Source organism: Streptomyces sp. NPDC028907 (assembly GCF_055564995.1).
This window is the reverse complement of sequence record NZ_JBVHVE010000002.1, coordinates 883,046-897,290: the sequence shown is the minus strand read 5'-3', so window position 1 is coordinate 897,290 and position 14,245 is coordinate 883,046. Positions and strand designations below refer to the sequence as shown.

Below are 14,245 nucleotides of genomic sequence, written 5' to 3'. Positions count from 1 at the left end.
TGACCCCTCAGCTCTCGATCACCCGGTCATCTCTCGGTCACCTGATCGGACGGTGCACGTTCTCCCGCCGGCTCGGGCCCGGTGTCGCGTCCGCGATCCACGGGGAGCCGTCGTCCGACGGGTCGACGATGCCCTGCTCCAGCCACTCGTACGTGCCCGACATCACGCCCTTGACGACCTTGCGGTCGAGGTCGTCGGTGTTGGTCCACAGGCGGCCGAAGAGTTCCTCGACGCGCAGCCGGGACTGGCGGCAGAAGGCGTCGGCGAGCTGGTAGGCCTCGCGGCCGTGGTCGCCCTGGGTGCGCAGGTGCTCGGCGCGGACGCAGGCCGCGCTCATGGCGAACAGCTCGGCGCCGATGTCGACGACACGGCCGAGGAAGCCCTGCTTGGTCTCCATGCGGCCCTGCCAGCGGGACATGGCGTAGAAGGTGGAGCGGGCGAGTTTGCGGGACGTGCGTTCGACGTAGCGCAGGTGCGGCGAGAGGTCGACGCCCCGCTTGAACTCGCCGTACGCGTAGGGCAGTTGCCCCTGGCCCGCGACCAGCTTCGGCAACCACTTGGCGTAGAAGACACCGGCGCCCGCGCCCGCCTTCGCCTTGTCCTGGAGGGACTTGTCGGGGTCGATGAGGTCGCCGGCGACCGAGAGGTGGGCGTCGACGGCCTCGCGGGCGATCAGCAGGTGCATGATCTCCGTCGAGCCCTCGAAGATGCGGTTGATGCGCAGGTCGCGCAGTACCTGCTCGGCGGGGACGGCACGCTCGCCGCGGGCGCGCAGCGACTCGGCGGTCTCGAAGCCGCGGCCGCCGCGGATCTGGACGAGTTCGTCGGCGATCGTCCAGGCCATCTCGGAGGCGTAGAGCTTGGCGAGGGCGCCTTCGATGCGGATGTCGTTGCGGTCCTCGTCGGCCATCTGCGAGGCCAGGTCGGTCACGGCCTCCAGGGCGAAGGTGGTGGCGGCGATGAAGGAGATCTTCTGGCCGACGGCCTCGTGGTGGGCGAGCGGCTTGCCCCACTGCTCACGGGCCGCCGACCACTCGCGGGCGATCTTCAGGCACCACTTGCCGGCCGCGACGCAGGACGCGGGGAGGGAGAGCCGTCCGGTGTTCAACGTCGTCAGCGCGATCTTCAGGCCGGCGCCCTCGGGGCCGATGCGGTTCGCCGCCGGGACGCGGACCTGGTGGAAGCGGGTGACGCCGTTCTCGATGCCGCGCAGGCCCATGAAGGCGTTGCGGTTCTCGACCGTGATGCCGGGCGAGTTGGTCTCCACGACGAAAGCCGTGATGCCGCCCTTGTGGCCCTCGGACTTCGGTACGCGGGCCATGACCACGAGGAGGTCGGCGACCACTCCGTTGGTCGTCCACAGCTTGACCCCGTCGAGGACGTAGTCGTCGCCGTCGGGTACGGCGGAGGTGGCCAGGCGGGCCGGGTCGGAGCCCACGTCCGGCTCGGTGAGGAGGAAGGCGCTGATGTCGGTGCGGGCGCAGCGCGGCAGGAAGGTCTCCTTCTGCTCCTGCGTGCCGAACAGCTTCAGCGGCTGCGGTACGCCGATCGACTGATGGGCGGAGAGCAGCACACCGATCGCGGGCGAGGCCGAGCCGACCAGGGTGAGGGCCTTGTTGTAGTAGACCTGGGTGAGGCCGAGGCCGCCGTACTTGGTGTCGATCTTCATGCCGAAGGCGCCGAGCTCCTTGAGCCCGTCGATCACGTCGTCGGGGATGCGCGCCTCGCGCTCGATGAGGGCGCCGTCGACCTTGGTCTCGACGAAGTCACGCAGTTTGGCGAGGAACTCCTCACCGCGCTGGGCGGCCTCGTCGGTGGGCATCGGGTGGGGGTGGATGAGGTCGAGGCGGAAGCGGCCGAGGAACAGTTCCTTGGCGAAGCTGGGCTTGCGCCATTCCTGCTGCCGGGCCGCCTCCGCCACCTGGCGCGCCTCACGCTCAGTGACAGTGGGCTTCGTGGGTGCTGCGGACATGAGGCTCACCTCGCCGCGAATCGGGATCTTGGGCCGTTTGGTTACCGACGGGTGCTACCCGATCGTATGTACCCGATTACGGGCGACCCCACCACCCTGCGTGCAGCCGTTCAGCCGATGTCGGTGGAACAGGCCCCGGTGTCCGGCCGGCCTCGTGCCCTTGAAGACCGCGGTACGGACTCGATGCCGTCGACGTACTTGTCGTTGCCGAGCAGGTTGCTCCGTACGAGTGCCGGATGAAGTCGCCGAGGTTCGGCGCCCCTCCCCCATCCCGTTCCATGGCTCCCCACGTCCGGTCGTGGTAGGCAGGGACACGCGCCCCGGGCAGCCCGCACCGGGCCGCCGCGCGCCGATCGACGGCGTCCTCCCCCGAGTCGCGGCCCGGTTCGAAAATCGGAGTCGAAGCGCTTCGACAACCTATGGACACCCACTCCCGGTGGAGCTACTGTCGAACCACCCTCACACCCACCCCTGTACGTAGAGCGCACTGTCGAAGCGCTTCACAAAGCTTGGAGAGCTGGATGGTCACCCTCGCCGAGGTCGCCCAGCACGCCGGAGTCTCGGCGAGCACGGTGAGTTATGTCCTCAGCGGCAAGCGGTCCATCTCCGCGACCACCCGGCAGCGGGTAGAGCAGAGCATCCGCGAGCTCGGCTACCACCCGAACGCGGGCGCCCGCGCCCTGGCCAGCAGCAGGTCGAACATCATCGCGCTGATGATCCCGCTACGCACCGACATGTATGTGCCGGTGATGATGGAGATCGCCATAGCCGTGGCCACCACGGCCCGGACGCACGGCTACGACGTCCTGCTGCTGACCGGCGAGGAGGGCCCCGACGCCGTACGCCGCGTCACCGGCAGCGGACTGGCCGACGCGATGATCCTGATGGACGTCCAGCTGGACGACGAGCGGCTGCCGCTGCTGCGCGGCACCGACCAGCCGTCCGTGCTCATCGGTCTGCCCGCCGACACCACCGGGCTGACCTGCGTCGATCTCGACTTCAAGGCGACCGGCGCGCTGTGCGTGGAGCATCTGGCGATGCTGGGGCACCGCGACATCGCTGTCATAGGCGAGGCGCCCGCCGTCTACGAGCGGCACACCGGTTTCGCCGAGCGCACGCTCGACGGACTGCGGCTGCGCTCCCAGGAGCTGGGGATGCGGCTGCTGCACCGGCCGTGCGAGGGCGGGTACGACGCGATGGCCGTCACCCTCGCCCGGATCCTCGACGAGCGCCCGGGCACCACCGGGTTCGTCGTGCAGAACGAGTCGGCGGTCGAGCCGCTGCTCGCCCTGCTGCGCCAGCAGGGCCGGGCCGTGCCCGAGGACGTGTCGGTGGTCGCCGTCTGCCCCGACCAGGTCGCCGTCCAGGCCTCGGTGCGGCTGACGTCGGTCTCCATTCCCGCGCAGGAGATGGGCCGGCATGCGGTGGAGCAGCTGGTCGCCAAGCTCGACGGGCGTGGAAGCGACGAAGTCGTGCTGATCGCGCCCGAGTTGACGATCCGGGCCAGCACGGGCCCGGCGCCGTCCGCCACCATCCACTGACCGTCCCGCACACTCCCCCTCACTGACACTCCGCACTCACTGCCGCCTCATCGTGCCCCTCCCGGGCACGCCCTTGTCTGCACCCGCTGCCCTCTTCAGGAGCGCCCACGTGAACCAGCCTGCCGAAAACCAGCCCCAGCCAGGCACGGTCAGCCTCGCGCAGTCCTCCCCGACCGTCGGCACGTTCCGTGAGCGGGACGGCGCGCTGGAGTGGAGCGGCCGCCAGGAGACGCTGCGCGTCGAGCCGTGGGGTCCGGACGCGGTCCGGGTGCGTGCCCGGCTCGGCGGTCCGGTCCTCGACGGGCTGCCCGGCGCGCTGCTGGAGGCCGCCCCGGCGACCGAGTCCACCGTCAAGATCGAGGACGGGCTGGGAGTGCTGACCGTCGGCGCGCTGACCGTCCAGGTCGACGCCGAGGGCATGGTCCGGTTCCTGCGCACCGAGGACGGAACGGAGGTGCTCGCCGAGGAGCGCGCGCACTTCTGGTGGCCGGGCTCGCGGCTCTACACCGCCGTCGGCAACGGCTACCACCGTCTGGAGCAGCGTTTCGCCGCCTACGAGGACGAGAAGCTGTACGGCCTCGGGCAGCACCAGCACGGCCGGTTCGACCAGAAGGGTCTGGTCCTCGACCTGATCCAGCGCAACGCCGAGGTCGGCATCCCGGTGCTGGCCTCCAGCCGTGGCTACACCCTGCTGTGGAACAACCCGGCGATCGGCCGCGTGGAGCTGGCCGGCAACGGCACGCGCTGGGTCGCCGACTCGGCCCGGCAGATCGACTACTGGATCACCGCGGGCACCCCGGCCGACGGCCAGCGCCGCTACAGCGCGGTGACCGGCCGTACGCCGATGCTGCCGGAGTGGGCGGCGGGCTTCTGGCAGTGCAAGCTGCGCTACCGCACGCAGGACGAACTCCTCGAAGTGGCCCGGGAGTACAAGCGCCGGGGTCTGCCCATCTCGGCGATCGTCTGCGACTTCTTCCACTGGACGCATCTGGGTGAGTGGAAGTTCGACCCGGCCGAGTGGCCGGACCCGGCGGCGATGGTGCGCGAGCTGGACGAGCTCGGCATCAAGCTGGTCGTGTCCGTCTGGCCGTCGGTCTCCCCGCTCTCCGAGAACCACCCGGTCATGGAGCAGCGCGGCTACTTCATCGGCACCCAGTACGGCCCGATGGCGCACGCCGACTGGCCCGACAAGGAGGTGGCCTCCACGGTCCAGGTGGCGTTCTACGACGCCACGAACCCCGAGGCCCGCGAGTTCGTGTGGTCGAAGGTCAAGCAGAACTACCTCGACCGGTACGGCATCACAGCGTTCTGGCTGGACGCCTGCGAACCGGAGCTGAAGCCCGGCTTCCAGGAGAACCTGCGCTACTGGACCGGTCCGGGCCTGGAGGTCGGCAACATCTACCCGGCCGAGAACTCCCGCACCTTCTACGAGGGCCTGCAGGCGTCCGGCGAGGACGAGGTGATCACCCTGAACCGCTCGGCCTGGGCGGGCAGCCAGCGCTACGGCGCCGCCCTGTGGTCGGGCGACATCGGCACCGACTTCCCGACGCTGCGCCGCCAGATCGCGGCCGGGCTCAACACCGCGCTGTCCGGGATCCCGTGGTGGAACACGGACATCGGCGGCTTCCACGGCGGCGACCCGGACGACCCGGCGTACCGCGAGGTGATGGTCCGCTGGTTCCAGTTCGGTGCCCTGTCCCCGCTGATGCGCCTGCACGGCTTCCGCGACCCGGGCATGCCGCTCGGTCCGGACATGACCGGCGGCCCGAACGAGGTGTGGTCGTACGGCGAGGAGGCCGGCGCGATCCTGGAGCGGTATCTGCGGCTGCGTGAGCGCCTGAAGCCGTACGTCCTACAGGTCATGCGCGAGGCCCACGAGGAGGGTCTGCCGGTGATGCGGCCGCTGTTCCTGGAGTTCCCCGAGGACGAGGCGGCGTGGGCGGTCGACGACGCGTATCTCTTCGGCCGTGACCTGCTGGTCGCACCGGTCCTGACGGCCGGGGCGACGACCTGGACGACGTACCTTCCGGCGGGGGCGCGCTGGACGGACGCGTGGACGGGTGAGACGTACGAGGGCGGTACGACCGTGACGGTCGACGCCCCGCTGGACCGCATCCCGCTGTTTCTGCGGGACGGGGCACGGCTGCCTGTAGCGGAGTAGCCGTGTCGGAGGGGGTGGCCGGACGGTGGAGGTCTTCCGGCCACCCTCTTCGCATGTGCGGCCAACTTGCGCTGTCCGTCGACGAGTTCGCCGGGTTAGATTCCCTGGGTGTCCTCGACTCCGCTCTCCCTCACCCTCGCCAATCTGCTGGTGCGTCCGGCCTTCGGCTCGCGGCGCGATCCCGACCGGGTCTTCGACCGGATCGCCGCGGCCGCCGGGGAGGCGGCCGGTGACCAGCGGTTCGTCGACGACTTCCGGTCGCTGCTGGGCTGGTGGGCGAAGGCGGACCGGCTCACCCCGGTCGGCTGGCAGGCTGCTCAGGTGCATGTGCGGCGGCATCTCACCAACCGGGCCCGGGTGCGGAGGCTGATCGCCGAGCATCCGGAGATCGAGCGGGAGCCGATCGAGAGGCCGGTTTTCGTGGTGGGCCTGCCGCGCACGGCGACCACCGTCACGCACGCCGTCCTGTCCCTCTCGGACGAGCACCGCAGCCCGCTGCTGTGGGAACTGCTCACTCCCGACCTGGAGTTGCCGCCCCGGCGGCGGCGGACGGCGATCACGGCCGGGCGCCGGATGGTCCAGGGCACCGACCTCTTCGCACCGCGCTTCCGCGACATCCACGCGATGGCGGCCGAGGGCCCGGAGGAGTGCACGTTCGCGCTGCCGCACGCCCTGATGCCGTTCTCCCAGGCCTGGATCCCGGACTACCGGGACTGGCACTGCGAGCGGGACTTCGTCCCCGACTACCGGTATCTCAAGCAGGTCTACCAGGTCCTGCAGTACGGCCGGCCGCGCCGCCGCTGGATGCTGAAGTCGCCGATGCATCTGGAGAACCTGGACGCGCTGCTCACGGTGTTCCCCGACGCCACGATCGTGTGGTGCCACCGCGACCCGGTCACCGCGGTGGCGTCGTTCTGCAGCCTGATCGAGCACGGCATGGCCGTCAGCTCCCGCCCCCTCGACCTGGCCGGCATCGGCGCCACCTGGCTCGACCTGCTGAGCCGCGCCATGACACGCGGTCTGGCCGCCCGGCCCGCCATCCCGCCGGAACAACTGGTCGACGCGCCGTACTCCTGGCTCGGCTCCGACCCGGCCTCCGGCGCCCCCAAGCTCTACGCGGCCGTCGGCGCCCGCTGGACCGACTCCGAGGCGGCCCGCCTCGCGGGAGCCGTCGCCCGCCCGAAGGGCACCCGGCGTCACACCTACGACCTGGCCCGCTACGACCTGACGCGCGCCCAGGTGGAGTCCGCGTTCGCGGACTACAACGCGCTGCGGGCCGAGGTCGACCGCGCCTGACGGCACGGCCGGCCCCGGCCCGCGCCGGTTCAGCTGCTGGTGATGCTCATGCTGTTGGTGCGGAAGTCCAGGCCGCCGGACGACGAGGTGATCTCGAAGCCGAACTGGACGTCACCGATGGTCTCGTTGCCCATCCACCTCTTGGTGTCCTTGATCCACTTCAGGACGGGCAGGATCTGCACGGAACCCGAGGTCGAGTCGGAGGTGCGCAGGAACGAGATGACGTCCCAGTAGGTGCCGTCGGGCCGCTGGGCCCGGCCCTTGTAGACGTCCCAGGTGTGGCCGCCGACCGAGACACGCTCCTGGTAGCTGCCGAGCGCCCCGACGGCGCCGTTGTAGTTGACCCAGAGCATGATCTCGTAGTCCTGGTCCGTGTCCCAGACGTCGTACGAGGTGTTGTACGAGCCCGAGGACGGGACGGTGACGTTGTAGCTGCTGTTGAGCGACCCGAGCGAGGTGATGGACTTGTTCACCACCTTCTTGGCGTTCGGGTAGGACTTGATGCCGCCGGTGTTGGGGTGGTCGGCCCAGACACCCCAGTTGGTACCGGAGTTGGCCCAGGCGCACTGGCTGCCGGCCCCGCCGCCCCAGATGTTGTTGTAGAGCGTGTAGCCGTTCAGGTTGGTCTGGCCCCACTGGGCGCAGGAGTTCCAGACCGCGGCGGAGGCGGGGGCGGAGGCCAGTCCGACGGTGGCGCCGAGTGCCAGGGCGGGGGCCAGCAGGGCCTTGGTGACCCTGCTCAGGGTGCGTGATGCCATGGGTGTCCCTTCCATGGGTGGGGGGGTGGGGGGAACTACCACTCCCTCAGGGTGAGGATGTGGTCTTCTCCGGCGACCAGGTGGAGGGATTCCGGGCCGGAGGAAGTCCGGAGTTCGACGCGATGGGTGCGGCCCGGCCGGATGACGGCGGTGACGCTGTCCGGGGTCCAGCTGAGGTCGACCTCTGCCCCGAACCGGGTGCGCACACCGCGCAGCGCCCCGCTGGGGTACGCCGACGGCAGCGCGGGCAGCAGCACCAGTCGGTCCGGGGTCGACTGCACGAGCATTTCGATCAGTACGGCGGGCAGGGTGTGCGCGGCGTCCGCGTTGTAGACATCGCGGTTCGGGTAGTGGGCACTCATCAGGGAGGCGTGGAAGAAGTCGCCGCCCAGGACCTGGTCGAGGGCGTGGGCGACCCGGTCGGCGTCCCTGAGGCGGGCCGCGATGAGGGCGTGGTGGAGGTGGCCGTGCGCGGAGTCGTTCTCGGCGCCGCGCAGTTCGAGGGCGCGGTGGGCGGCCGCCGCGAGGTCGGGAGTGTCGTAGGGGTTGATCTCGTCGAGCGGCCAGACGCCGTAGAGGTGGCTGAGGTGACGGTGGTCGTAGGTGTCCGCCAGGCCGGGCCAGGCCCATTCGGCGAGGGCGCCGTCGGCGTTGATCCGGTGCGGTGGGAGGCGGTCGGCGAGGGCGCGCCAGCGGTCGGCGTCCGGGGTGCCCGGGTGGTGGTCGGCGGCGGTGAGCAGCGCGTGCCGGGCGGCCGAGAGGTCCATGGCGGCGTTGAGGGTGGCCCAGCTCGCGTTGGCCGGGCGGTTCTCGGGTGAGTAGGAGGGGACGACGACCAGGTGGCCGTCGTCGTCGGTCCGGGTGAGGAAGTCCGTGTAGAACAGCGCCACTTCGGCGAGGGCGGCGGCGGTGCGCGGGTCTCGGGTGCCGTGGGTCTCGTCGTGGTCGACGAGGGGTTTGAGCAGCCAGTCGGCGCCGGCGGTCCACAGATGCAGGGGGTATTCGCGGCTGAAGTGGTACGAGTGGCCCGACTCGCCGTCGGTGTGGGCGGGGGCCACCACGCCCCGGGTGCCGAAGACCGCCCGGGCGTTGTCACGCCAGTCGGGCAGCTGCCGTTGGACGAGCGCGGCGTGGGCCTCGGTGACCTCGGGGAGGGCGGCGGCCGCGGCGGAGGCGGTCTGCAGGTTGAGGTTGGCGTCGTTGGTGAAGGCACCCGACCAGGCGGTGTTCCAGTCGCCGGTCCACAGTCCGGTCAGCCGGGGCGGGAAGAGACCGCTCGCGGACAGCAGGTGGTAGCGGCCGGCCGCGAAGAGCCGCTCCAGCAGGGCGGCGGCGCTCGGGCGCTTCAGCAACTCCGATCCGGGGAGGGCCCGTTCGGCCGGATCGGCGGCCAGGTCGAGGGTGACGCGCTCGTAGGCGGCGCGGTGGAGGGCTGCATGGCGTGCGAGGAGTTCGTCGTACTCCATGGCCGCCAGGTCGCGCAGGACGCGGCCCTCCGCGGTCACGTCGAGTTCGCCGGTGTGGCGCCGGACCCGGGTGAGGAGCAGGACGGAGCGGGCGCTCTCGACGTGTGCGCCCGGAGGTGCCAGAGCCGTCCTTCCGCCGGTGACGGCGATCACCGTGACGCCGGTGAAGGCACGGTCGCTGTCGGGGTAGCGGGCGCGCAGGCTGAGCAGGGCGCCCTCGGGGGTGAGGACGGCTCCGTGGCCGACGCCGAGACCGACGGGGGCGCCTGACAGGGCGTGGTCCAGGGAGATGCCGAGGGCTGGGCCGGGGGCCGTGATGCGCTGGACGATCACGTCGTCGGCGCGGGACACGAAGGCCTCGCTGGTCCAGTCGGCGCACTCGGCCCGGACGACGCCCGTGGCGAAGTCGACGGACCGGCGGTAGCCGTGCCCTTCGCCGCAGGGTCGGTGCAGCTTGATCTGGAAAGCGGGGTGGAAGGGCCGCACCCACTGGAGCGGTCGGCCGTCGGTGAAGCCCTCCGCTGCGGTGTGGTCGCCGGCCAGGAGGCGGTCCTGGAGGGCTGGGAGGTCGGCGGCGAGCCGCGGGGGGCGGGTGTCGCTGCCGCCCGGGCGCACCAGGGTGTGATGCGTGACGATGACACGGTCGTCGTTCGGGTCGCCGAACACAAGGGTGCCGTGGTGGCCGTTGCCGCTGAGGAAGGCGTCCTCCCAGCGGGCGGCGGGCTGCGGCTCCCAGGTGCCGTGGACCGGAGTTCGGGTCATGGCCGCAGTACCGCCACGTCGTAGCGGCCGAGGGTGACCCGGTCGTTGACGGTCGCCCCGGTCAGCAGGTCTTGGTGGGTGCCGGGCACCTCGACGGTCACCGGCTCCCTGCCGTGGTTCAGCACGAACAGCACGTCGCCCCGGCGTACCGCCTCGACGTGCTCGGGGAGGCCGTCGAGTACGGGTCGGCCGCCCGCGCCTGCCGCGACGCGGGCCAGCAGGTCGCGCAGCGCGTCCGGTTCCGGGAGCGTGGAGACGTACCAGGCACGCCCCTTGCGCAGGACCGCGGGCAGTCCGTCGAGTTCGCCGCCCTTGTACGGGACGGTCTCGTCGGCGCTGCCGTCGGCCTCCAGCTCCTCGGACCACAGGGATCCCCGGAAGCCCTCGCAGGCGACGGTCTCCCCGGCGTCCAGCGGCCACCACTCGTGCAGGGTGCGGATGCCGAACAGCTCGCGCAGCCGGGCGTCCATGCCGCCGGGGCGGACCCGGTCGTCCTCGTCGGCGACGCCGGTGAGGAAGCCGCAGACGAGGGTGCCGCCCTGGCGGACGTAGGCGAGGAGGTTGTCGATCGCCGTGTCCGTGAGGAGGTACAGCTGCGGCACGACGACCACCGAGTAGGACGTCAGGTCGTGCTCGGGATGGGCGAAGTCGGTGGTGAGGTGGGCCTGCCACAGGGCGCGGTGCCAGGTCTTGAGTACGTCCGCGTGGTCGACCCGCTGGGAGAGGCGGCCGTCCTGGGCGCCGGCCCACCAGGCGTGCCAGTCGTGCAGGACGGCGACGTCGGCGCCGCTGTGCCGGCCGGACACCTCCGGGGCGATCCGCGCGAGGTCGGCGCCGAGTTGCTTGATCTCCTGGTACGTCCGTCCCCCCTCCCCCGCGTGACTGACCATGCCGGAGTGGAACTTCTCCGCGCCCTGCCGGGACTGCCGCCACTGGAAGTAGCAGACTGCGTCGGCGCCCCGGGCCACGGCCTGGAGCGACCACAGCCGGTTGAGTCCCCGGGGCTTGGGGTGGTTCACGCCGCGCCAGTTGACCGGCCCGGCCGCCTGCTCCATGAGCATCCACGGCCCGCGTGCCTGGGAGCGGGTCATGTCCTGCACGAGGGCGCCCTGCTGGGCGCCGAGCGGGTCGCGCGGGTCGGGGTAGAGGTCGACGGAGACGACGTCCTCCTCCTCGGCCCACCGCCAGGCGTCCTGCCCGAACCACAGCGGCATGAAGTTGCTGGTCACCGGCAGGTGCGGAGTGTGGCGCCGGACGATGTCCCGCTCGGCGACGAAGCACTCCAGGAGCATGTCGGAGGTGAAGCGCCTGAAGTCCAGGACCTGGGCGGGATTGCGCATGTAGTGCGGCAGACGGGCCGGCAGGACGCCGTCCCAGGTGTCGTAGCCCTGGCTCCAGAAGGCGGTACCCCAGGCCTCGTTGAGGGCGTCGAGGGTACCGTACTTCTCCCGCAGCCACCGCCGGAAGGCGGCCGCGGCCTCGTCGCCGTGATCGAAGGTGCAGTACTCGTTGTTGATGTGCCACATCGTCAGGGCCGGGTGGCCGCCGTAGCGGGCGGCCAGGTCCTCGGTGATGGCGGCGGCGTAGCGCCGGTAGGTGGCGCTGGAGTGCGAGAAGTGCTGTCGGCCGCCCCACCATTCGGTGCGGCCGTCCTCGGTGACGGGCAGGGTGTCGGGGTGCAGCCGGCCCATCCAGGGCGGCGGCGAGGAGGTCGGGGTGGCCAGGACGACGCCGATGCCGTTCTCGTGCATCAGGTCCATCAGCGTGTCCAGCCAGCCGAACTCCCGTGCGCCGGGCTCCGGTTCCAGCTTCGACCAGGAGAAGACGCCGAGAGTGACCGAGTTGACCCCGGCGGCCTTCATCAGCCGGACGTCCTCGTGCCAGGTCTCCTCAGGCCACTGCTCGGGGTTGTAGTCGCCGCCGAAGAGGAGCCGGCCCAGGGTGGCATCACTCAGGTCGGGCATCAGGCGGGCTCCCCGTACTGCACGCCGCGTCCGTTGGTGGCGATGTACACCCGGCCATGGATGCGGGGGTCGCCGGTGATGGTCGCGCCGATCCAGCCCCACTGGTGCTGGTCGTCGTTGATCCGCACCCAGCTCTTCGCCTCGTCGTCGGAGCGGTACACGGCGGTGATGCTCTCGGTGGAGCCGACCATGTAGAGCGACGGGTAGGAGGCGCCCTCGGCGGCCTTGCCGAAGCCGAGCGTGTACGAGGCCCAGCAGCTGCTGACCTTGGTGAAGGTGGCGCCGCCGTCGGTGGAGCGGTACAGCCCGTTCCACTTGAGACTCAGCCACAGGTCCCCCGAGCGGCCCGGGGTCGCGACCAGCTGGAACTGAGTGTCGCCCGAGTTCAGGCCGGTGGCGCGCGCGGTGAAGGTCCGGCCGCTGTCGGTACTGGCGAAAAGCGTCCCGGTCGTGGTGTCGAAGGCGTAGAAGCGCGTGGCGTCGACCGGATCCGCGACCGGGACTGCGCCCTTCGGGAAGGAGGCGACCTCGGACCAGCCGACGCCGTTGTCCGCCGAGCGGAAGCCCGGGTCGGCCGCGCCGAAGGACCACAGCAGCACGCTGCCGTCGGCGTTGGTCGCGATCGGGCCCGGCGCGGACTTGGCCATGGCCGGCTGGGCCTTGAAGGGCGCCCAGGTCTTTCCGCCGTCGTTGGAGTAGGCGCCGTTGCCGTTGTCTCCCCACCCGGCCCGGACGACGTACGACGGCTTTGCCGCGGCCAGCGCGAGTCCGGTCGCCGTTCCGAACACCGGGTTCGACGCCATGCCGCGGGAGGGGGACGCGGTGAGCCGCTCGTGGTACATCACGCCGATGTCCCCGGACCCGCTGATCAGGTGCGCCTTCCCGACCGGAGGGGAGATCAGCTGGCGGATGGACGCCTCCTCCAGGCCACGGATCTGCGGGGCCCAGTGCTTGAGGTCGCGGGTGCCGTAGAGGGTCGCACCGGTGCCGTAGACGACGTGCTTCGAGTCGTACGGGTCGACGCCGACCGCCTGGATCCACCAGCCGAACTTGGGCTCCTCGGCACCCCACTTGAGGTAGGGGGTCTCGGAGACGTCGAAGACGGCCTTGTCCTTCAGGGACTTCCAGCTACGGCCGCCGTCGGTGCTCCGGTACAGGGTGTCGACCAGCGACCAGCGGTTGTTGGTGGAGACGACGACGGTGCCGGGGCGACAGGCGTCGACGGCGACTCCGCCGTAGGCGAAGGTGTCGGTCCCGCCGTCGTCCGTCGGCCCGCCCGGCTTCACCGGCGTGACCTCGGTCCACTTCCCGTTGGTGGTGCGCAGCTTGTGCACGCTGCCGTCCGACTGGCCGTTGGGGCCGGGAGCGTTGCCGTACGTCACGTACAGCTCGCGCGCGTGCCTGTCGTACGCGGCGCGGATCGGCACCTTGGCCGCGGTGCCGGTGGGCTGTCCGGGAACGGCCTCCCAGGTCGTGCCGTCGGCGGTGCGGTACAGGTTGGGCTTGGCGGCGGTGCCGTCGGAGTCGCCCCAGCCGGCGTAGACGGTGCGGCCCGCGGCGATGAGGAGGGTGACGCCCTGACCGGTCGCGCTGGGGGTGGCCGGGAAGCTCACGGACTGCCAACTGGCGCCCCGGTCTGTCGACTTGAGCAGCCCGTCGTGCCGGGTGCCCAGCCACAGCGTGTCGCTGTCCCGCGGATCGACGAGGAGCCGCTCTCCCGCGCCCCGCCCGTCCTCGTTGGCACCGAGTTTCACGGTGAGGTCGAAACGGGTCCAGGTGGCACCGCGGTCGTCGGACCGCAGCACGGCTCCGTTGGCCGCCCAGGACTGGGTGTAGGTACCGAGGGCGAGGTAGAGGCGGTTGGGGTGGGCGGGGTCGACGGCGATGGCCTCCACACCGAGCAGGTTCCAGTCGTCCCAGCCGATGTGGTCGGTCAGCGGGATCCACCGGTCGGTACGGGCGTCCCAGCGATAGGCACCGCCCATGTCGGTACGGGCGTACGCAAGGCCGCGGACTGAGGGGTGGAAGAGAACACCGGTGATGAACCCGGTGCCGCCCATCACGGCGTTGCGCCACCGGTAGGTACCGCCGACGGGCGTGGCAGCCGTGGGCGCGGCGACGGCCGCCTGCCCCGCGACGGACGGAAGAGCGGTGAGCGCGGCGGCGGCCGCGGTGCCGGCGAGAACGGTTCTTCTGGTGGGCTGGGACGAGCGCATGACGTACCTCGACTTTTACAAAGGGGGACTGGAGAACCTAAGGGGCGCGGGGAACTGCGCGACCAGCCACGGACAGCCTGCAGCCGCCGGACGACAGGAGCACCGATTG

At 71.1% G+C, this 14,245-nt stretch carries 8 protein-coding genes; 3 read left to right on the top strand and 5 right to left on the bottom strand.

Translation table 11 applies throughout. From position 1 onward, the window contains the following. Nucleotides 1-37: 37 nt before the first annotated feature. A complete protein-coding gene (locus ACZ4UU_RS08560) occupies nucleotides 38-1,972 on the bottom strand; it encodes an acyl-CoA dehydrogenase family protein (RefSeq protein ID WP_468037709.1) in 1,935 nt (644 codons plus the stop codon). A 521-nt stretch (nucleotides 1,973-2,493) separates the two neighbouring features. On the opposite strand from ACZ4UU_RS08560, the gene ACZ4UU_RS08555 reads away from it, so the two are divergent. From ACZ4UU_RS08555 to ACZ4UU_RS08545, 3 genes are all read left to right on the top strand, one after another. Further along, the gene (locus ACZ4UU_RS08555) at nucleotides 2,494-3,513 is read left to right on the top strand and encodes a LacI family DNA-binding transcriptional regulator (protein ID WP_468037707.1); all 1,020 of its coding nucleotides are present in this window, start codon (nucleotides 2,494-2,496) and stop codon (nucleotides 3,511-3,513) included. A gap of 109 nt (nucleotides 3,514-3,622) precedes the next feature. Beyond that, nucleotides 3,623-5,674 carry a glycoside hydrolase family 31 protein gene (locus tag ACZ4UU_RS08550; protein WP_468037705.1) on the top strand — a complete coding sequence of 684 codons (2,052 nt, stop codon included), beginning with the start codon at nucleotides 3,623-3,625 and terminating at the stop codon, nucleotides 5,672-5,674. A 108-nt stretch (nucleotides 5,675-5,782) separates the two neighbouring features. Beyond that, nucleotides 5,783-6,970 (top strand): sulfotransferase family protein, encoded by a 1,188-nt coding sequence (locus tag ACZ4UU_RS08545; protein WP_468037703.1) that lies wholly within the window; start codon nucleotides 5,783-5,785, stop codon nucleotides 6,968-6,970. 29 nt (nucleotides 6,971-6,999) lie between these two features. On the opposite strand, the gene ACZ4UU_RS08540 is transcribed toward ACZ4UU_RS08545, so the two are convergent. The 4 genes from ACZ4UU_RS08540 to ACZ4UU_RS08525 are packed head-to-tail and all read right to left on the bottom strand — an operon-like array spanning nucleotide 7,000 to nucleotide 14,136. Further along, nucleotides 7,000-7,728 carry a glycoside hydrolase family 12 protein gene (locus ACZ4UU_RS08540; protein WP_468037701.1) on the bottom strand — a complete coding sequence of 243 codons (729 nt, stop codon included), beginning with the start codon at nucleotides 7,726-7,728 and terminating at the stop codon, nucleotides 7,000-7,002. Between the two features lie 35 nt (nucleotides 7,729-7,763). Then, a complete protein-coding gene (locus tag ACZ4UU_RS08535; RefSeq protein WP_468037699.1) occupies nucleotides 7,764-9,956 on the bottom strand; it encodes a glycosyl hydrolase family 95 catalytic domain-containing protein in 2,193 nt (730 codons plus the stop codon). Further along, entirely contained in the window at nucleotides 9,953-11,920 is a 1,968-nt protein-coding gene (locus ACZ4UU_RS08530; RefSeq protein ID WP_468037697.1) for a beta-galactosidase, read from the bottom strand. Before ACZ4UU_RS08530 ends, ACZ4UU_RS08535 begins: the two co-directional genes overlap by 4 nt. Then, on the bottom strand, nucleotides 11,920-14,136 hold the full coding sequence (locus ACZ4UU_RS08525) for a WD40/YVTN/BNR-like repeat-containing protein (protein WP_468037695.1): 2,217 nt from the start codon (nucleotides 14,134-14,136) through the stop codon (nucleotides 11,920-11,922). The genes ACZ4UU_RS08530 and ACZ4UU_RS08525 overlap by 1 nt, the downstream gene beginning before the upstream one ends. Between the last annotated feature and the right edge of the window lie 109 nt (nucleotides 14,137-14,245).